Origin of the sequence: Pseudomonas sp. WHRI 8519 (assembly GCF_040224055.2) — a bacterium.
In the GTDB taxonomy this organism is placed as follows: Bacteria; Pseudomonadota; Gammaproteobacteria; order Pseudomonadales; family Pseudomonadaceae; genus Aquipseudomonas; species Aquipseudomonas putida_X.
The window spans coordinates 5,432,534-5,452,097 of sequence record NZ_CP167996.1; the positions used below are offsets into that span (position 1 = coordinate 5,432,534).

A 19,564-nucleotide genomic window follows, 5' to 3' on the forward strand; every position below is an offset into this window, starting at 1 on the left:
TACCTGAACCTGAACAGAACGGAGACCTACACCATGCTCAAGCAAGCTCTCATCGTGGCCGCACTGCTGCTGCCCGGCGCTTTCGCCAACGCCCATGAATACACGGTGGGCGAGCTGCATATCGCCCACCCCTGGTCGCTGCAACTGCCGCCGAACGCGCCCAATGTGGCGGCCTACTTCATCGTGCACAACAACAGCAAGGTCGATGACCGCCTGCTCAGCGTAGACAGCCCGATCACCGCTGACGCACAGCTGCACGAACACGTGATGAGTGCCAACGGCGCAATGAAGATGCAGCAGGTGCCTGATGTAGTGGTGCCAGCGGGCAAGGACGTAGTCTTCGCCCCCAGCGCCTACCATGTGATGCTGATGCAGCCCAAGGACCGCAGCCTGCTCAGCGACGGCAAGCGCTTCCCGCTGACCCTGCATTTCGAGAAGGCCGGTGACATCACGGTCGAGGTGGCCGTGCAGAAGCAGCCCCCGGCAGACCAGCCACACGAACACGCGCACTGACCCTTCGCTGACTGGCGCTCGCTTTCATGAGCCTGCCACGCAACGGACACAGCCCTACCACCGGCCCTGAACGCAGGCGCATCGGTGGCGGTTGGCTGAGCCTGTTCGCCATGTGGATGATCTTTATCGGCCCGCTGATTTCCCAGTCGATGCCGATGGATCATCACGCGGGCATGAGCATGCCGATGGGCATGGCGCTGTCCTCGGAGCACAGTCACGCCAGCAATTCGCATCACGGCCACGGCGACGATGGCCAACTGCATGTGATGTGGGAAAAATGCGGCTACTGCAGCCTGTTGTTCAACTGCCCTGCCTTGCCGCAAACCTTCAGCCCACTTGTTGCCGGGCACGCCCTGCCCGTCGCCCTGCTCCCTGCCGCCCCCCTCCAAGGCCATGCCCGACAGGCCATATTTCCCGGTGCGCGCAGCCGCGCGCCACCGTCCTCGATCAGCGTCTGACCCCTGCTGCCGCACGGAGCCTGGAGGCTCCGCGCCCACCCATGACTGATCGACTGGAATCACTATGTCAGGCTGCACCCCTGTATTCTCCCCCTATCTGCGAGGGACGTTCGCCGTATTGTGCGGTTCGCTGCTCGCACCCATGGCCCTGGCCGCCGAACCTGGCCATGAAACGCACGAGCAAGCGCCGCCAGAGCTGAGCCCGACGGTGATCACCGCCATTGCGCCCAGCTCGCCTTTGACCGTTGTCACCAACCCCAAAGACCCGCGCCAGCCCGTGCCGGCCAGCGATGGCGCCGATTACCTCAAGACGATCCCTGGCTTTTCAGCCATCCGCGCCGGTGGCACCAATGGTGACCCGGTGCTGCGCGGCATGTTCGGTTCGCGCCTGAATATCCTCACCAATGGCGGTGTGATGCTCGGTGCCTGCCCCAACCGCATGGACGCACCGACCTCTTACATCGCCCCGGAAACCTATGACCGCCTTACCGTGATCAAAGGCCCGCAAAGCGTGATCTGGGGCCCCGGTGGTTCTGCCGGGACCATTCTCTTCGAACGTGAACCGGAAAAATTCGGCACCCTCGGTAGCCGGATCAACGCCAGCCTGCTGGCCGGTTCCAACGGCCGCTTCGACCAGGTGCTCGACGCCGCCGCAGGCAACAGCCAGGCCTATGCGCGCTTCGTCGGCAACCAGTCGCGCTCGGACGACTACCACGACGGCAACGGCGACACCGTGCCCTCGCGCTGGGACAAATGGAACGGCGATGTGACCCTGGGCTGGACACCCGATCAGGACACCCTGCTCGAACTCACCGCCGGTAAGGGTGACGGCGAGGCCCGCTATGCCGGCCGTGGCATGGACGGCTCGCAGTTCAAGCGCGAAAGCCTGGGCCTGCGCTTTGAAAAGTCCAACCTCGGCGAGGTGCTCGACAAGGTCGAGGCGCAGGTCTACTACAACTACGCCGACCACGTGATGGACAACTACAGCCTGCGCACCCCATCAGGCAGTGGCATGATGGGTATGCCCATGGTCAGCAATGTCGACCGCCGCACCTTGGGCGCGCGCATCAAGGCCACCTGGCGCTGGGCCGACGTGCAACTGATCAGTGGCATCGACGCGCAGACCAACGAACATCGCGAGCGCGGTGGCATGGGCGTTGATGCGCACAAGGGCCAGCCCTGGACCAAGGACGCCGACTTCCATAACTACGGGGCCTTTGGCGAACTGACCTGGTTCGCCACAGGGGTTGACCGGCTGATCACCGGCGCCCGCCTCGATCGCGCCTCTGCCCGCGATTTCCGGGCTGGCAGCGCGACCGAAGGTGATACCCGCGCCGACACGCTACCCAGCGGTTTCGTGCGTTATGAACACGACCTCGCGGCGGTGCCGGCCACCACTTACATTGGCCTTGGCCATGCCCAGCGCTTCCCCGACTACTGGGAGTTGTTCTCGCCCCAACTGGCGCCCCCTGGCGCAGCCAACGCCTTCGACGGCATCAAGCCAGAAAAGACCACCCAGCTCGACTTCGGCATCCAGTATCGCGACGAGCGTCTTGAAGCCTGGGCTTCGGGTTATGTCGGGCAGATCCGCGACTACATCCTGTTCGACTACCGTAACGGCATGATGGGCATGAGCACCTCCCAGGCGCAGAACATCGATGCCCGCATCATGGGGGGAGAACTGGGCGCCGCCTACAAGCTGACAGAAACCTGGAAGGCCGATGCGACCCTGGCCTACGCCTGGGGCAAGAACAGCAGTGACGGCAAGGCACTGCCACAAATGCCACCCCTGGAAAGCCGCATGGGCCTGACCTACAGCCGCGACACCTGGAGCGCCGGGGCCTTGTGGCGGCTGGTGGCTGCACAGAACCGCATCGCCGAGAACCAGGGCAATGTGGTCGGCAAGGACTACGAAAAAAGCGCCGGGTTCGGCGTGTTCTCGCTCAATGGCGCCTACAAGGTGAACCACAACCTCAAGTTCAGTGCAGGCGTCGACAACCTGTTCGACAAGGCCTATTCCGAGCACCTTAACCTGGCCGGCAACGCCGGGTTCGGCTACCCGGCTTCCGATCCACAGCCGGTCAACGAGCCCGGCCGGACGTTCTGGACCAAGGTCGATTTCAGCTTCTGACAACAACGGGCGCGGCTGCTGGCTGCGCCCCTCAGCTGGTCAAACAGGAGGTTCCCATGAGCGGAACACGCGTTTCCTTCTACAACCTGGCCTGGCGTTGGCACTTCTACGCGGGGCTGTTCGTCGCCCCGTTCATGATCCTGCTGGCTATTACCGGGATCATCTACCTGTTCAAACCGCAACTGGACCCACTGCTGTACCGTGACCTGATGGTGGTCGAGGCCGGCCATCACCGCCAGCGCGCCGACCTGATGCTGGCCGAAGTGCGCCAGGCTTACCCCAAAGGCCATGTGGCCCAGTATCTGCCACCCATCGATGCCGGGCGCAGCGCGCAATTCGTGGTACATGACGGCGGGCGCGAACTGAATGTGTTCGTCAACCCGTATAGCGGCAAGATCCTCGGCGAGCAGGATGCCAAGCAGAACCTGCAGGCAGTCGCCCGAGCCCTGCATGGCGAGCTGATGGTCGGCACGCTCGGTGACCGCCTGGTGGAACTGGCAGCCGGCTGGGGCATTGTGCTGGTGGTGTCCGGCCTGTACCTGTGGTGGCCGCGCGGGCGCAGCGGCGGTGGCGTGCTGTGGCCACGGTTGTCAGCACGGGGGCGGCTGCTCTGGCGCGACCTGCACGCGGTCAGCGGCTTCTGGGGTTCGGCCCTGTTGCTGCTGATGCTGCTCAGCGGCATGACCTGGACCGGCCTGTGGGGCAAACAGTACGCCGACCTGTGGAACCGCTTCCCGGCAGCGATGTGGAATGACGTGCCCAAGTCCGATCAACAGGCCGGTGAACTGAACAGCGCCCACCGCCAGACGGTACCCTGGGCCATGGAAAACACGCCGATGCCGCAGTCTGGCGCACACGCCGAACATGCCGGGCACCACATGATGTCGAACAGGCCAGCGGCACCTCTGGTGAGCCTGCAGCAGGTTCAGGACCTCGCCACCGCGCGCCATGTGGAACCCGGCTACAGCATCACCGTGCCGACCACTGCCGACGGCGTATTCACCATCGCCGTGTTCGCCGACGACCCGCGCAACGATGCCACCCTGCATGTTGACCAGTACACCGGCAAGGTACTGGCCGACGTGCGCTGGCAGGACTACAGCCCGGTGGCCCGCGCGACCGAGGTGGGCGTGATGCTGCACGAGGGCAAGATGTTCGGCCCGCTGAACCAGATCATCATTCTGCTGGTGTGCCTGATGATCCTGCTCGGTTCGGTGAGCGGGCTGGTGATGTGGTGGAAGCGCCGGCCGAGCGGCGGCCTGGGGGTGCCGGCGCTACGCCATGACCTGCCGCGCTGGAAGGCGGCGGTAGGGGTGATGGTGGTGCTAGGCGTGATCTTCCCGCTGGTTGGGGTGTCGATGGTGGTGATGTGGGTGGTGGACAGCCTGGTGGTACGGCGCAAGGTGCTGGCCAGCACCTGAGGCCATTGGGGCTGCACAGCAGCCCCTGCTACCGAAAAGTCGAGTCGATCTGTCGCGCCCCGTTTTGGGACGCGCGTGTTAGCCTACGCGGCTTTCACAAAAAGACTGACCCTCAATGGAATGCAGCCGATGACCCGGACCTCTTCCCCCCCTGCTCAAGCGCAGCACCTGCAGCGTAACCTGACCAACCGCCACATCCAGCTGATCGCCATCGGTGGCGCCATCGGCACCGGCCTGTTCATGGGCTCGGGCAAGACCATCAGCCTGGCGGGGCCGTCGATCATCTTCGTCTACATGATCATCGGCTTCATGCTGTTCTTCGTCATGCGCGCCATGGGCGAACTGCTGCTGTCGAACCTCAACTACAAGTCGTTCATCGATTTCTCGGCCGACCTGCTCGGCCCCTGGGCCGGCTACTTCACCGGCTGGACCTACTGGTTCTGCTGGGTGGTCACCGGTATTGCCGATGTGGTCGCGATTGCCGCCTACACACAGTTCTGGTTCCCGGACCTGCCGCAGTGGATACCCGCGCTGACCTGCGTTGCAGTGCTGCTGTCGCTTAACCTGGTTACCGTGAAGATGTTCGGTGAGATGGAGTTCTGGTTCGCCCTGATCAAGATCCTGGCCATCCTGGGCCTGGTCGCAACCGGGCTGTACATGGTCATCACCGGCTTCGAATCGCCGAGCGGGCGCACCGCGCAGCTGGCCAACCTGTGGAATGACGGCGGCATGTTCCCCAATGGCCTGATGGGCTTTTTCGCCGGCTTCCAGATCGCCGTATTCGCCTTCGTCGGCATCGAGCTGGTCGGCACCACCGCCGCCGAAGCGAAGAACCCTGAGCGCACCCTGCCAAGGGCGATCAACTCGATACCGATCCGCATCATCGTGTTCTACGTGCTGGCACTGATCGCGATCATGGCGGTGACCCCCTGGCGCGACGTGGTGCCGGGCAAGAGCCCGTTCGTCGAACTGTTCGTGCTGGCCGGCCTGCCGGCGGCGGCAAGCATCATCAACTTCGTGGTGCTGACCTCGGCGGCCTCGTCGGCCAACAGCGGCGTGTTTTCCACCAGCCGCATGCTCTTCGGCCTGGCCCAGGAAGGCGATGCACCGCGCGCATTCGAAAAGTTGTCGAGCCGCGCCGTCCCGGCCAACGGGCTGTACTTCTCGTGCACCTGCCTGCTGCTTGGCGCGGTGCTGATCTACATGGTGCCGAATGTGATCGAGGCATTCACCCTGGTGACCACGGTCTCCGCGGTGCTGTTCATGTTTGTCTGGACGCTGATCCTGCTGTCGTACCTGAAGTACCGCAAAACCCGGGCGGCGCTGCACCAGGCGTCGACCTACAAGATGCCGGGCGGGCGCTTCATGTGCTACGTGTGCCTGGCGTTTTTCGCCTTCATCCTGGTGCTGCTGAGCCTGGAAGCGGACACCCGCTCTGCGCTGATCGTTACGCCAATCTGGTTCGTGTTGCTGGCGGTCACCTACCAAGGTGTGCGCAGCAAGCGCCATCCGCGAACGGCGGTGCGCAACAGCTGATGCACCAAGGGGCTGCTTTGCAGCCCCAATGCTGTGCAGGCAAAACATCCAGGCACCATCCTGGACCGGCCCCGCGCCCCAACACCTCGCACAGCCCTTCTATTACGCACCTTTTGCCGTTCGGCACACCCCTTGCAACGCCCCTCCCCGCTTGGCCAACACCAAAAAAAACTCAGCGGAGAGAGCACATGAAGCGTCGCAGTCTGATCAAGGCCTTTACCCTCAGCGCATCGATTGCGGCGATGGGTCTTAGCTGGAGCATCCAGGCCGCCGAGACCATCAAGGTCGGCATCCTGCATTCGCTGTCCGGGACCATGGCGATTTCCGAAACATCGCTCAAGGACATGGCCCTGATGACCATCGACGAGATCAACGCCAAGGGCGGGGTCAACGGCAAGATGCTCGAACCGGTGGTGGTCGACCCTGCATCCAACTGGCCGCTGTTCGCCGAAAAGAGCCGTCAGCTGCTGACCCAGGACAAGGTCGCGGTGGTGTTCGGCTGCTGGACCTCGGTGTCACGCAAGTCGGTGCTGCCAGTGTTCGAAGAGCTCAACGGCTTGCTGTTCTACCCGGTGCAGTACGAAGGCGAAGAGATGTCGCCGAACGTCTTCTACACCGGCGCCGCGCCCAACCAGCAAGCGATTCCCGCCGTGGAATACCTGATGAGCGAAGACGGCGGCAGCGCCAAGCGTTTCTTCCTGCTCGGCACCGACTACGTCTATCCGCGCACCACCAACAAGATCCTGCGCGCCTTCCTGCACAGCAAAGGCGTGGCCGACAAGGATATCGAAGAGGTCTACACCCCGTTCGGCCACGCCGATTACCAGACCATCGTCGCCAACATCAAGAAGTTCTCGGCGGGCGGTAAAACCGCAGTCATCTCCACCGTCAACGGCGACTCCAACGTACCGTTCTACAAGGAGCTGGCCAACCAGGGCCTGAAAGCCACCGACGTACCGGTGGTGGCGTTCTCGGTGGGTGAAGAGGAACTGCGCGGTATCGACACCAAGCCGCTGGTAGGCCACCTCGCCGCCTGGAACTACTTCGAATCGGTGGATAACCCGGTCAACCAGAAGTTCGTCGCAGACTGGAAGGCCTACGCCAAAGCCAAGAACTTGCCGGGTGCCGACAAGGCCGTGACCAACGACCCGATGGAAGCCACCTATGTGGGCATCCACATGTGGGCGCAAGCGGCGGAAAAAGCCAAGTCCACCGATGTCGACAAGGTCCGCGAAGCCCTGGGTGGGCAAACCTTCAAGGCCCCGTCCGGCTTCACCCTGACCATGGACAAGACCAACCACCACCTGCACAAGCCGGTGATGATCGGCGAAATCCAGGATGACGGGCAGTTCAGCGTGGTCTGGGAAACCGAGCAACCGCTGCGCGCGCAGCCGTGGAGCCCGTTCATTCCAGGCAACGAAAAGCGCCCTGACTATGCAGTGAAAGGCAACTGAGTGCACTGGGGCTGCGCTGCAGCCCATTCGCTGGCAAGCCAGCCCCCACAGGGTCATGAGAACAGCACCAACCTGTGGGGGCGCGGCTTGCCGGCGATGAATCCACCGCCGATTTCAGGATTGCCCGCATGTTCAGAATCCTCCTTACCCTGCTGCTCCTGCTGCCCCTGGCAACCCAGGCCAGCGAGGGCGAATTCTTCCTCAGCGCCAAGCCCGCCGAGCAGGCTCGCCTGCTCGAAGGCTGGGCGGCGCAACCCGAAGCCGCGCGCCTGCCGCTGCTGGAAAACCTGCGCCAGGGCCGCATCGCCGCCGATGACACCCGCAAGGTGCGTCTTAACAACCGCCTGCGCGGCTTGATCGATAACGCCCTGGCCAGCCATCAGTTGCTCAGCGACAACAGCGACACGCGCCTGGCCGCCGCCCAGCAACTGCAAAAAAGTGCGCGCCCGGCGCAAATGGCGTTCCTCGACCGGCGCTTTGCCAGCGAACCCGACACTGCGGTGCACGCTGCGCTTGGCCTGGCACTGGCCAACCTGCAACTGGGCGCCAGCGAGCCAGCCGTACGCCTGGCGGCGGTACGACTGCTTGGCGAAACTGGCGACCCCCTGGCCCGCACGCGCCTGGAGGCTTTGCTGCAGCCCGATGTGGAAACCGACGCAGCCGTGCGTACTGCCGCTGAAACGAGCCTGGCCCAAGTCAAACGCAAGCTGCTGTTCGGTGAACTGCTCGGCCAGGCGTTCAGCGGCCTGTCGCTGGGTTCGATCCTGCTGCTGGCGGCGCTCGGCCTGGCGATCACCTTCGGGCTGCTGGGCGTGATCAACATGGCCCACGGCGAGATGCTCATGCTCGGTGCCTACAGCACCTACATGGTCCAGGTGCTGCTGCAGCGCTACGCCCCCGGCGCCATCGAGTTCTACCCGTTGATTGCCCTGCCAGTGGCCTTCGCCGTCAGCGCCGGGGTGGGCATGGCGCTGGAGCGCACGGTGATCCGCCACCTCTACGGCCGCCCGCTGGAAACCCTGCTGGCGACCTGGGGCATCAGCCTGATACTGATCCAGGCCATCCGCCTGCTGTTCGGCGCGCAGAACGTCGAGGTCAGCAACCCGGCCTGGCTGTCTGGAGGCATCCAGCTGCTGCCCAACCTGGTGCTGCCCTACAACCGTCTGGTGATCATTGCGTTCGCGCTGGCCGTGGTGCTGCTGACATGGCTGCTGCTCAACCGCACGCGGCTGGGCCTGAACGTGCGTGCGGTGACCCAGAACCGCAACATGGCTGCCTGCTGTGGCGTGTCCACCGGGCGCGTGGACATGCTCGCCTTCGGCCTGGGCTCGGGCATTGCTGGGCTTGGTGGTGTAGCGCTGAGCCAGGTCGGCAACGTCGGCCCGGACCTTGGCCAGAGCTACATCATCGACTCGTTCCTGGTGGTGGTGCTCGGCGGTGTCGGGCAACTGGCCGGTAGCCTCTGGGCCGCCTTCGGCCTAGGGATAGCCAACAAGCTGCTGGAGCCGCAAATAGGCGCAGTGCTTGGCAAGATCCTCATCCTTGCGTTGATCATTCTGTTCATCCAGAAGCGCCCGCAAGGCCTGTTCGCCCTCAAGGGACGGGTTATCGACTGATGAACCAGCCACTGCTTGTCACCGCTTCGCAAAAAGCCGGGCCGCGCCTGTCGCTCGCCATTGGCACGGTCGTCGTCCTGCTGTTGCTGGCCATGCCGGCGCTGTCGTTGCTGCCGCCCGACCACGCATTGCAGGTATCGGCCTACACCCTCACGCTGGTCGGCAAGATTCTCTGCTACGCCATCGTCGCCCTGGCCCTGGACCTGGTCTGGGGCTACGCCGGGCTGCTGTCGCTCGGGCACGGGCTGTTCTTCGCCCTCGGTGGCTACGCCATGGGCATGTACCTGATGCGCCAGGCCGCGGGTGACGGCCTGCCAGGGTTCATGACGTTCCTGTCGTGGAACGAACTGCCCTGGTACTGGGCCGGTACCCAGCACTTTGCCTGGGCCCTGTGCCTGGTGGTGCTGGCGCCGGGCCTGCTGGCGCTGGTGTTCGGCTTCTTCGCATTCCGCTCGCGGATCAAGGGCGTGTATTTCTCGATCATGACCCAGGCCCTGACCTTCGCCGGCATGCTGCTGTTCTTCCGCAATGAGACAGGGTTTGGCGGCAACAACGGTTTCACCAGCTTCCGCACGATTCTGGGCTTCGACATTGCCGCGCAGGGCACCCGCGCGGTGCTGTTCCTGCTCACCGTCGGTTTGCTGCTGGCAAGCCTGTACCTGTGCTGGCGCCTGACCCAGAGCAAGTTCGGCCGCCTGCTCACCGCGGTACGCGATGCAGAAAACCGCATGATGTTCTGTGGCTATGACCCGCGGGGTTTCAAGCTGCTGGTGTGGGTGCTGAGCGCCGTGCTCTGCGGCCTGGCAGGCGCACTTTATGTGCCACAGGTGGGCATCATCAACCCCAGCGAAATGTCGCCGACCAACTCCATCGAGGCTGCTGTCTGGGTAGCCCTGGGCGGGCGCGGCACACTGATCGGCCCGCTGCTGGGCGCAGGCCTGGTCAACGGCATGAAGAGCTGGTTCACCGTTGCCTTCCCTGAATTCTGGCTGTTCTTCCTCGGCGCATTGTTCATCCTCGTCACCCTGTACCTGCCCAAGGGCGTGGTCGGCCTGCTGAAGAAAAGGAGCCAGCCATGAAAGGCGTGCCACCTGTGCATCCGGAATTCATGCTCGAACCGGTATTCGACAACCTTGGCAGTGGCCGTGATGCCATTGGCCTGGGCAGCCGCCGGGAGGCGGGGCTCGATACCCGTCACGGCACGGTGCTGAGCCTGGAAGGCATCAGCGTCAGCTTCGATGGTTTCAAGGCCCTCAATGACTTGAACCTGTACATCGGTGTGGGTGAATTACGCTGCATCATCGGCCCCAACGGTGCTGGCAAGACCACCATGATGGACGTGATTACCGGCAAGACGCGCCCCGACACCGGCAGTGCGTTCTTCGGCGATACCCTGGACCTGACCCGCATGAGCGAATACCAGATCGCCCAGGCCGGCATTGGCCGCAAGTTCCAGAAGCCCACGGTGTTCGAAGCGCTGACCGTGTTCGAAAACCTGGAACTGGCACTGAAAACCGAAAAATCGGTCTGGGCCTGCCTGGCAGCACGCTTGAACGGTGAGCAACAGCAACGCATCGAGGAGGTACTGACCACCCTGCGCCTGCTCCCCCTGGCCCAGCGCCAGGCAGGCCTGCTGTCGCATGGGCAGAAACAATTCCTCGAGATCGGCATGTTGCTGGTGCAGGAGCCGCAACTGTTGCTGCTCGACGAGCCGGTGGCTGGCATGACCGATGCCGAGACCGAGTTCACCGCTGAGCTGTTCAAGGGCCTTGCCGGCAAGCATTCGCTGATGGTGGTGGAGCACGACATGGGGTTTGTCGGCAGCATTGCCGACCATGTGACCGTGCTGCACCAGGGCAGCGTACTGGCAGAAGGGTCGCTGGAGCAGGTGCAGGCGGATGAGCGGGTGGTCGAGGTTTATCTAGGGCGCTAGCGCGCCTCAAGTGGCAAGCCGCAAGCCGCAAGCAGTAGCGGTGCTTTATCTTGCCCTTGCGGCTCGAGGCTTGTAGCTGACAAGAACGAGGAATTGAAAGTGCTTGAAGTCAGTGAATTGCACCAGTACTACGGCGGCAGCCACATCCTGCGCGGCCTGTCCTTCGAGGCCAAGGTCGGTGAAGTCACCTGCCTGCTGGGACGCAACGGCGTGGGCAAGACCACCCTCCTGCGCTGCCTGATGGGCCTGGTGCCGCCACGCGAAGGCAGCGTGGCGTGGGAAGGCAAGCCAATCACCGCGCTCAAGCCGCAGCAACGGGTGCATGCCGGCATTGCCTACGTGCCCCAGGGCCGCGAGATCTTCGCGCGGCTCAGCGTCGAGGAAAACCTGCTGATGGGCCTGTCGCGCTTCCCGGCACGCGAGGCGCGTGAGGTGCCTGCGTTCATCTACGAACTGTTCCCGGTGTTGGAACAGATGAAGCAGCGGCGCGGTGGTGACCTGTCTGGCGGCCAGCAGCAGCAGCTGGCTATCGGCCGCGCCCTGGCCAGCCGACCACGCCTGCTGATTCTCGACGAACCCACCGAAGGTATACAGCCATCAGTCATCAAGGAAATCGGTGCCGTCATCCGCCGCCTGGCTGAGCGTGGCGACATGGCCATCCTGCTGGTGGAGCAGTTCTATGACTTTGCCGAGGAGCTTGCCGACCAGTATCTGGTCATGGCCCGTGGCGAAATCATCCAGCGCGGGCGTGGCGAAAACATGCAGGCAGAGGGTGTGCGTGGGCTGGTAACCATTTAATCTGCAGCCCTGGACCTAGTGAGATGTAGCAATGAGCCACGAAATTCGCGATGCCCTGCCCGCTGACGTGCCGGGCATCCTGGACATCTATAACGACGCGGTGCGCAACACCACGGCGATCTGGAACGAAACGCCGGTGGACCTCGGCAACCGCCAGGCCTGGTTCGAGGCCCGGGCACAGCAGGGTTATCCGATTCTGGTGGCAGTGGATCACAGCGGTGTGCTGGGCTATGCGTCGTTTGGCGATTGGCGGCCGTTCGAGGGCTTTCGCCATACCGTGGAGCATTCGGTGTATATCCGGGGCGATCAGCGCGGCAAGGGCCTGGGGCCGCAGTTGATGGCAGCACTGATCGAGCGCGCGCGGGGGTGTGGCAAGCATGTGATGGTCGCAGCCATCGAGAGTGGCAATGCGGCGTCGGTGCGCCTGCATGAGCGCCTGGGCTTCGTGGTGACCGGGCAGATGCCCCAGGTGGGGGTGAAGTTCGGGCGCTGGCTGGATTTGACTTTCATGCAGCTGGTGCTCGACCCGGAGGCAGAGCCAGCCTGATTTTTGCTGATTGCACAGGCCCCATCGCCGGCAAGCCGGCCCCCACGCCGATCGCGCCGGCTTTAGAAATTGAGCAAGACAGCTGCTCCACAGCTGGGGACCAGTTGTTCTGCACCGCCCCTATGAGAGCCGGCTTGCTGGCGATGGGGCCGGTGCAGTCGACATCACATTTGGGTAAACCTGCCCAGCCGCTGCTTGAGCATGCTGTTCTCACTGCGCAACTGCTGCACCTCTTGCAACAATTCCAGCGCCAGTGCCACCCCTTCCCACTCCAGCTCCAGCTCCTGGTGCAGCTTCGCCGCACGCCTGGCCAGCAGCGGCGCCTGATCATCGAACAACCACTCCTCCGGCGTTCGCCCCGAAGGTTCAACGATGCCGTGCTCGACGATCTCGACCACGTAGTCGGCCGTGATATCGGCCTCCTGGCAAAGCGTGCGCATGTCCAGTTGAACGATCAGGGTGCTGCTCATGATCACTTACTCCACTGTGTCCTCGGGTTGAACGCCGCTTTCTCGGAAAGCTGGGTCCATAATTGGCGGGCAGAGGCGTCGGATGCCGGCGGCATGACCACCTTGAGCTGGGCGTAGAGGTTGCCGCGCTCGCCCTGCTTGTTCGCCAGGCCTTTGCCAGGCACACGCAGGCGCTGGCCGCTCTGGCTGTCGGGGCGGATGGTCAGGTTGATCTTGCCGTCCAGGGTCGGCACCGCCACCTTGGTGCCCAAAGCAGCCTCCCACGGTGCCAATGGCACGGTGATGATCAGGTCCTGGCCTTCGACATCGAACAGGGGGTGCGGTGCCATGCGGATGGTCAGGAACAGGTCGCCGTTGGCGCCGCCACCGCTGCCAGGTGCCCCCTGGCCTTTGAGGCGGATGCGCTCGCCGTCGCTCACGCCAGCCGGGATCTTCACGTTCAAGGTCTTGGTGGTGAACCCGGTTCGCTGGCCGGCAGCGTTGGTCTGCGGCACCTGGAAGCTGATCTGCTTGGATTCCTTGCTCAGGGTTTCCTCAAGGAAGATCGCCAGTTCCAGTTCCACGTCCTGCCCTCGCCTGCCGGCACTGCGTTGTTGCCGAGCGCCGCCAAACGGGTTGCCGCCCCGCGCACCGAAGATCGAGCTGAAGAAATCGGAGAAATCACCGCCCTCGAAACCACCGCCCGCACCGCCACGGTTCTCCCAGCCCGGCGGGGCCTGGAATGGCCGGCCGTGCTGGCCGCCGTACTTGCGGATCTCGTCGAACTCGGCGCGTTTCTGGGCGTCGCCAAGCACCTCGTAGGCCTCGTTGGCCTCTTTGAATTTCTCCTCGGCGTCGCGCTCCTTGCTGACGTCAGGGTGATACTTGCGCGCCAGCTTGCGGTACGCGGCCTTGATCGCCTTCTCGTCCGCCGTGGGCTCTACGCCGAGTATCTTGTAGTAGTCTTTGAAGTCCATCTATGGATCACCAATGTGAATTTTCATGTTGCATCTGAAGATAAGGGTCAAGCATAGCCTTTCAAGGTTCGCTTGGCTTTGCTTCAAGGCAGACGACCGGTCTTGATTCTCTGGCCAAGTGGCATAAACTGCGCGGCCGTTTTGCCTCCGGAAGCCCTTTTCCCATGTCTGACGTATCCCCGGCCCGTGCCCTGGGCATCGACTTCGGCACCTCCAACTCTACCGTCGGCTGGCACCGCCCCGGGGTCGAATCGCTGATAGCCCTGGAAGACGGCAAGATCACCCTGCCCTCGGTGGTTTTCTTCAATATCGAAGAGCGCCGCCCGGTGTATGGCCGGCTGGCACTGCACGAATACCTCGAAGGCTACGAAGGCCGCCTGATGCGCTCGCTCAAGAGCCTGCTGGGCTCCAAGCTGATCAAGCACGACACCAGCGTGCTGGGCAGCGCCTTGCCGTTCAAGGACCTGCTGGGCATGTTCATCGGCGAGCTGAAAACCCGCGCCGAAACCGCTGCCGGCCGCAGCTTCGATCAGGTGGTACTGGGCCGTCCGGTGTTCTTCGTAGACGAAGACCAGGCCGCCGATCAGGAGGCCGAGGACACCCTGGCCGACGTGGCCCGCAAGATTGGCTTCAAGGACGTGTCGTTCCAGTATGAACCGATTGCCGCCGCGTTCGACTACGAGTCAGGTATCAGCCGTGAAGAGCTGGTATTGATCGTGGATATCGGCGGGGGCACCTCGGACTTTACCCTGATCCGCCTGTCACCTGAACGTCACCAGGTAGCCGAGCGTCAAAGCGACATCCTCGCCACCGGCGGCGTGCACATCGGGGGTACCGACTTCGACAAGCAGTTGAGCCTGCAGGGCGTGATGCCGCTGTTCGGTTACGGCAGCCGGATGAAGAGCGGTGCGCTGATGCCGACCAGCTATCACCTCAACCTGGCCACCTGGCACACCATCAACGCCCTGTACTCGCAGAAGTCGCAACTGGCACTGGGCAGCATGCGCTATGACATCGAGGACACGCTGGGCATTGACCGTCTGTTCAAGCTGATCGAGCAGCGGGCCGGGCACTGGCTGGCGATGGAGGTGGAGGCCAGCAAGATCGAGCTGACCGACCACGAAAGCCGCCGTATCGACCTCGGCCGCGTCGAGCGCGAATTGGGCGTGGACCTGACCCGTACGGTGTTCGAAGGCGCGATCGAAGGGCTGTTGGAGCGGGTGCGTGGCAGCGTCACGGAGTTGCTGACCAAAGCCGGTGTAAGCGAAGGCCAGGTGGACACGGTGTTCTTCACCGGTGGTTCCAGCGGCATTCCGGCGCTGCGCAACAGCGTGGCGGCAATGCTGCCCAATGCGCGGCATGTGGAGGGCAACATCTTCGGCAGCATCGGCAGCGGCCTGGCGATCGAAGCACGCAAACGTTACGGCTGAGCCGCAAGCTACAAGCTACAAGCTACAAGCTACAAGCCGATTGGCGATAGACGGCCCACCGCGGTCGGCTTTAGCTTGCAGCTTGAAGCTTGCAGCTTGCCGCTTCAAACCAGCTCCGCCCGCTTCAGCTCACTCTTGAGGTACGCATAGTACACCGGCCCCGCTACCACGCCCGGCAGGCCGAACGCCGCCTCGAACACCAGCATCGCCAGCAACAACTCCCAGGCCTTGGCACTGATCTGCCCGCCCACGATCCGCGCGTTGAGGAAGTACTCGACCTTGTGGATAACGATCAGATACCCCAGCGCGGCCGCCGCCACCCAGATCGACAGCGACATGCCAACGATGGTGATCAGCGTGTTGGACATCAGGTTGCCGATTACCGGCAACAGCCCAAGTAGGAAGGTCAGCACGATCAGCGTCTTGGTCAGCGGCAGGTGCACACCGAACAGCGGCAGCACCACAGCGAGGAAAATGCCGGTGAACACGGTGTTGAGCAGCGAGATCTTGATCTGCGCGAAGACAATGTTGCGAAACGCCTGCACCAACAGGCTCAGGCGCTCGAACAAGGCGGCAGCCAGCGGCTTGCGCCGGGAAATGTCGGGGATGCGCTGCAAGGCAATGATCGCGCCGAGAATCATGCCGATCAGCAGCGTCACGAACATGTGCGCCATGCCCTTGCCTACCAGCTGCAGGTCGCTGAGGTGGCTCTTGATCCAGTCGCCGATGGCCACCTTGAATTCCGCGGCGCTGGCCGGCAGGTAGCTCTCGATGAACGGCGGTAACTGGCCACGGGCACGCTCGAACAGGGCCATGAACTTGTCCAGCGAGGCGCCGGGGTTTTCCGCCTCGTGCAGCAGGAAGCTGAACGCGCCGGCGATCAGCAAGGTCAGGGTGCTGACCACCAGTGTACCCAGCAGCGCCACCGCCAGCCAGCGCGCGCGCTGCCCGGCAATGATCGGCTGCAGGCGTGGCGTGAGCATGTTCACCAGCTCGAACACCAGCAACCCGGCCAGCAAGCTAGGTAACAATTTCAGAGGGAGCGCCAGCAGCAGGCCGGCAAATACGATGATCCAACTGGCCAGGGTGACCTGGCGGGGGGTGAAGGTCATACAGCCTCAACGGCAGACAACGGAAAAGAACCGCAGTCTGCCAGCCTTCGTCCTACAGGCATAGGCGCAGGTCATTTCTTCTTCAGGCAGTCACTCATGTAGGCCTTTCGCTCATCGCCCTTCAAGGCCTGGGCGCTGGCGTCAGCGTTGCAGAGCTTCATCTTTTCCTGCTGGGTGGGCGGTACGCTTTTCTTCAGGCAGTTGCTCATGAAGGCTTTGCGCTCATCGCCCTTGAGCGCCTTGGCAGAAGCGTCGGCATTGCACGAGGTCATCTTTTCCTGTTGAGCGGTGGCGGCGAATCCCTGCGCACTGAACATAACGGCCAACGCCAGCAATGGCATGTGCAGCATCTTCATGGAGTGGTCTCCTTCTCTCCCGCGCCCGATGCACGGTGTCGCAGATGAGTGTAGACAACAAATTTTACACACCCGTGCGCGCTTGCCGCCGGTACTGCTCCGGCGTGCAATGGGCCTGGCGCTGGAACATGGCGATGAATGCTGAGGCGCTGCTGTAGCCGAGGTCGAAGGCGATGGCCTGTATCGGCAAACCGGCCTCCAGCGCCTCGATAGCCCGCAAAAACCTCAGGCGCAGGCGCCACTCGCCAAAGCTGATGCCCAGCTCGCGCAGAAATTGCCGCGCCAGGGTGCGTTCGCTGACATGCACCTGCGCCGCCCAGTCCGCCAGCGGGCGGTTGTCACCAGGTTCGGCGACGAGGGCATCGAGCACCTGGCGCAGGCCCTCGCTATGAGCGAAGGGCAGGTAGCAGGTCTGGGTGGGTGCCTGCAGCAACTGGTCGAGCAGCACCTGCACCAGGCGCTGGTCGCGTTCGTCCTGAGCCACCTTGACATCACGACGGGCGAAGTCGCCGAGGATGGCCTTGAGGATATCGCTGATCACCAGGCTGCACGGCTGCTGCGGTAGCCCGCCGCACAGGCTGCGGTCCAGATAGACCGAGCGGTACACGATGGCCTGCGGGTTGTAGCAACCATGCTCGGTATCCGGCGGCACCCACACAGCGTAATGCGGGGGTGACAGAAAACGCTGGCCGTCGACGTCCAGGTGCATCACGCCATGGGCGGTGTAGTTGAGCTGGCCCCAGGTGTGGCGGTGCGGCGCGCTGTGCGTATCGGCGCCGAATTCGTCGTGGCGCAGGTACACCGGCGCAGGAAGCAGGTCGAACTGGGGGATGTCGAGGTATTTACGGCGCATGCTGTCTGCTTCAAGGGGCAGGTTGTCTGGATAAGAGTATAGGCTTGCTGACAGACATCCGATAATACCGGGCCACCCTACAACCTCTGTGCAAGCGGGCACGCTGCCACAGGGGCTAGTGAGCATCCGAGAGCCGCTGCGTCATGAATTACCTGTACCCCCTTACCGCCATCCTCATCTGGGCCGGCAACACCGTGGTCACCAAGCTGTCCGCAGGTGCCATTCACCCTGCCGAGATCGGCTTCTACCGCTGGCTGCTCGCAGGGCTGCTGTTCACCCCATTCCTGCTACCGGCCGTGTGGCGCAACCGCGCGGCCATCCGTCCGCACCTGGCCAGAATCTTCGCCCTTGGCGTGCTCGGCATGGCCCTCTACCAAAGCCTGGCCTATTTCGCGGCCAGCATCACCAGCGCCACCAACATGGGCATCATTCTCTCGCTGATGCCCTTGATGTCGCTGGCCCTGTCCATCGCGTGGCTCGGCCAGCGGCTGAGCTACGGTGCGCTGACCGGCGCTGTGGTGTCGTTCATCGGCGTGCTGGAAGTGGTCTCCGCCGGCCAGCCCGGCAGCTTGCTGGAGCAAGGCCTGAACCGCGGCGACCTGCTGATGCTGGTGGCCACCCTGGCCTACGCGCTGTACAGCTTCCTGCTGAAGAAATGGCAGCTGCGCCTGCCGCCCTTGCAGTTGCTGTATCTGCAGGTGCTGGTAGCAATCATGGTCTTGCTGCCGTTGTTCCTGGTTTCTGAAAAGACCGGCCTGAACGTGCATAACGTGGGCTTGGTGCTGTACGCCTGTGTGTTGGCCTCCATGATCGCGCCGCTGGTGTGGATGCAGGCCGTGCAACGCCTGGGGCCAAGCCGCACCACGTTGTTCTTCAACCTGCTGCCACTGGTGACCGCGCTGATCGCAGCCGCAGTGCTCGACGAGCAACTGGCCAGCTACCACCTGATCGGCGGCCTGCTGACCCTGGCCGGGGTGATCCTCGCCGAACGCTGGAGCACCCCCGTGCGCCGCCGGGCTACAGCCCCGCAGCCTTGAGGCGAGCGGCGTGCTCGGTGAACAGGCGCACCGGCTCGGCGCCCTTGCCCACGGCGCCGAGCGACTGGTTGACGATGTCCAGGTGGTCCAGCGGGTAGTCATCCCCGATCACCTGCCCCAGGTGCGAACTGAAGCGCCCGACCATGCCGTCACACTGGCCCTTTTCCTTGACGAAGCTGCGGGCGAACAGGCGGCAGAAGCGGTTGCTGCCGTCAAAGCGGTTACGCCCTTGGTCGGTGAAACCTGGTTGCAAAGTGCCTGACCACGAATAGTAACGGACGCCGTTGACCTCTTCCGCCCCCTCGCCGCCCCAGGTGTCGGGCAGGCCCTGTGGATAAGCCTGGTTGAACAGCGCTACGCCGGCACTGGTCAGCGACTGGTGCGAGGCATGCACGTCGATTGGCAATGGGGCGCGCCGCCATCCGGTTTCCAGCCACCCCAGCAGCACCGCCAGGCCGTGCAGAACCGCCCTGAGGATGCGCCCTTGAGCAGAATCGCCCGGCGCTGTACGCGCCAGGTGGTCGGCCAGTTCCGAGCCATGGTTGGGCCCGGCCACCGAGGTCACCGATGCCACACGTTCTGGCCGCTTGGCAGCGGCATATCGCGCGCTCAGGGCGCCTTGGCTATGGCCGATGAGGTTGACCTTGTCAGCGCCGGTGCGCTGGCAGATGTCTTCGATGATCGCCAGCAACTGCTCACCGCGCACTTCGCTGGAGTGCAAGGGCGATACCTGCACGGGAAACACCTGCGCCCCGCCCTTGCGCAAGGCCGGCACGATGCCGAACCAATAGGGATACAGCAACGCCCTGACAAAGCCGAGCATGCCCGGCACCAGCACCAACGGGTATCGCGTAGCCAATTCCTGCTGCATGGGCCCAGCCCCTTTGCGTGGACGACCCGCCAACACTACAGCGGCCTGAATGAGCATCGCAATCGAACTCCT

The 19,564-nt window shown here is 63.5% G+C and carries 19 protein-coding genes; 13 read left to right on the forward strand and 6 right to left on the reverse strand.

Going from position 1 to position 19,564, the window contains the following annotated elements; translation table 11 throughout:
- The first annotated feature begins 33 nt into the window (after positions 1–33).
- From ABRP30_RS24860 to ABRP30_RS24910, 11 genes are all read left to right on the forward strand, one after another.
- On the forward strand, positions 34–513 hold the full coding sequence (locus tag ABRP30_RS24860; protein ID WP_267819036.1) for a copper chaperone PCu(A)C: 480 nt from the start codon (positions 34–36) through the stop codon (positions 511–513).
- Between the two features lie 26 nt (positions 514–539).
- Positions 540–971: a DUF2946 domain-containing protein gene (locus tag ABRP30_RS24865; protein ID WP_267819038.1), complete on the forward strand. Its 432-nt coding sequence runs from the start codon at positions 540–542 to the stop codon at positions 969–971.
- Between the two features lie 64 nt (positions 972–1,035).
- The gene (locus tag ABRP30_RS24870; RefSeq protein ID WP_349976267.1) at positions 1,036–3,102 is read left to right on the forward strand and encodes a TonB-dependent copper receptor; all 2,067 of its coding nucleotides are present in this window, start codon (positions 1,036–1,038) and stop codon (positions 3,100–3,102) included.
- Between the two features lie 56 nt (positions 3,103–3,158).
- Complete coding sequence (locus tag ABRP30_RS24875) at positions 3,159–4,523, forward strand: PepSY domain-containing protein (protein WP_349976268.1); 1,365 nt, start codon at positions 3,159–3,161, stop codon at positions 4,521–4,523.
- Positions 4,524–4,652: 129 nt separating this feature from the next.
- Positions 4,653–6,059 (forward strand): D-serine/D-alanine/glycine transporter, encoded by a 1,407-nt coding sequence (cycA, locus tag ABRP30_RS24880; protein ID WP_349976269.1) that lies wholly within the window; start codon positions 4,653–4,655, stop codon positions 6,057–6,059.
- Between the two features lie 188 nt (positions 6,060–6,247).
- Entirely contained in the window at positions 6,248–7,513 is a 1,266-nt protein-coding gene (urtA, locus tag ABRP30_RS24885; RefSeq protein ID WP_241806205.1) for an urea ABC transporter substrate-binding protein, read from the forward strand.
- Positions 7,514–7,641: 128 nt separating this feature from the next.
- Positions 7,642–9,129: an urea ABC transporter permease subunit UrtB gene (gene urtB, locus ABRP30_RS24890; protein WP_349976270.1), complete on the forward strand. Its 1,488-nt coding sequence runs from the start codon at positions 7,642–7,644 to the stop codon at positions 9,127–9,129.
- Positions 9,129–10,208, forward strand: a complete 1,080-nt coding sequence (gene urtC / locus ABRP30_RS24895) for an urea ABC transporter permease subunit UrtC (RefSeq protein WP_349976271.1) — start codon at positions 9,129–9,131, stop codon at positions 10,206–10,208. Before urtB ends, urtC begins: the two co-directional genes overlap by 1 nt.
- Positions 10,205–11,062, forward strand: coding sequence for an urea ABC transporter ATP-binding protein UrtD (urtD, locus tag ABRP30_RS24900; protein ID WP_241806208.1), 858 nt, complete (start codon positions 10,205–10,207; stop codon positions 11,060–11,062). The genes urtC and urtD overlap by 4 nt, the downstream gene beginning before the upstream one ends.
- A 99-nt stretch (positions 11,063–11,161) precedes the next feature.
- The gene (gene urtE / locus ABRP30_RS24905; RefSeq protein WP_267819047.1) at positions 11,162–11,860 is read left to right on the forward strand and encodes an urea ABC transporter ATP-binding subunit UrtE; all 699 of its coding nucleotides are present in this window, start codon (positions 11,162–11,164) and stop codon (positions 11,858–11,860) included.
- Positions 11,861–11,891: 31 nt separating this feature from the next.
- Complete coding sequence (locus ABRP30_RS24910) at positions 11,892–12,407, forward strand: GNAT family N-acetyltransferase (RefSeq protein ID WP_267819049.1); 516 nt, start codon at positions 11,892–11,894, stop codon at positions 12,405–12,407.
- 164 nt (positions 12,408–12,571) lie between these two features.
- On the opposite strand, the gene ABRP30_RS24915 is transcribed toward ABRP30_RS24910, so the two are convergent.
- Positions 12,572–12,877, reverse strand: a complete 306-nt coding sequence (locus tag ABRP30_RS24915) for a chaperone modulator CbpM (RefSeq protein ID WP_012316438.1) — start codon at positions 12,875–12,877, stop codon at positions 12,572–12,574.
- Positions 12,878–12,879: 2 nt separating this feature from the next.
- Positions 12,880–13,833 (reverse strand): curved DNA-binding protein, encoded by a 954-nt coding sequence (gene cbpA, locus ABRP30_RS24920; RefSeq protein WP_241806211.1) that lies wholly within the window; start codon positions 13,831–13,833, stop codon positions 12,880–12,882.
- 164 nt (positions 13,834–13,997) lie between these two features.
- Here cbpA and ABRP30_RS24925 point away from each other — a divergent pair, with 164 nt between their 5' ends.
- The gene (locus ABRP30_RS24925; RefSeq protein ID WP_267819052.1) at positions 13,998–15,263 is read left to right on the forward strand and encodes an Hsp70 family protein; all 1,266 of its coding nucleotides are present in this window, start codon (positions 13,998–14,000) and stop codon (positions 15,261–15,263) included.
- Positions 15,264–15,367: 104 nt separating this feature from the next.
- Here ABRP30_RS24925 and ABRP30_RS24930 read toward each other — a convergent pair whose 3' ends face one another.
- The 3 genes from ABRP30_RS24930 to ABRP30_RS24940 all read right to left on the reverse strand — a co-directional run bounded on the left by ABRP30_RS24930 (position 15,368) and on the right by ABRP30_RS24940 (position 17,584).
- Positions 15,368–16,375, reverse strand: coding sequence for an AI-2E family transporter (locus ABRP30_RS24930; RefSeq protein WP_241806213.1), 1,008 nt, complete (start codon positions 16,373–16,375; stop codon positions 15,368–15,370).
- Positions 16,376–16,446: 71 nt separating this feature from the next.
- Positions 16,447–16,731: a PsiF family protein gene (locus tag ABRP30_RS24935; protein WP_267819054.1), complete on the reverse strand. Its 285-nt coding sequence runs from the start codon at positions 16,729–16,731 to the stop codon at positions 16,447–16,449.
- Positions 16,732–16,795: 64 nt separating this feature from the next.
- Positions 16,796–17,584, reverse strand: a complete 789-nt coding sequence (locus ABRP30_RS24940) for a helix-turn-helix transcriptional regulator (protein ID WP_267819056.1) — start codon at positions 17,582–17,584, stop codon at positions 16,796–16,798.
- A gap of 143 nt (positions 17,585–17,727) precedes the next feature.
- Between ABRP30_RS24940 and ABRP30_RS24945 the strand changes: the two genes are divergently transcribed.
- A complete protein-coding gene (locus ABRP30_RS24945) occupies positions 17,728–18,621 on the forward strand; it encodes a DMT family transporter (protein WP_267819058.1) in 894 nt (297 codons plus the stop codon).
- Here the strand turns inward: ABRP30_RS24945 and ABRP30_RS24950 are convergent.
- Positions 18,602–19,492, reverse strand: coding sequence for a triacylglycerol lipase (locus ABRP30_RS24950; RefSeq protein WP_349976272.1), 891 nt, complete (start codon positions 19,490–19,492; stop codon positions 18,602–18,604). The two genes, ABRP30_RS24945 and ABRP30_RS24950, sit on opposite strands and share 20 nt — an antisense overlap.
- Between the last annotated feature and the right edge of the window lie 72 nt (positions 19,493–19,564).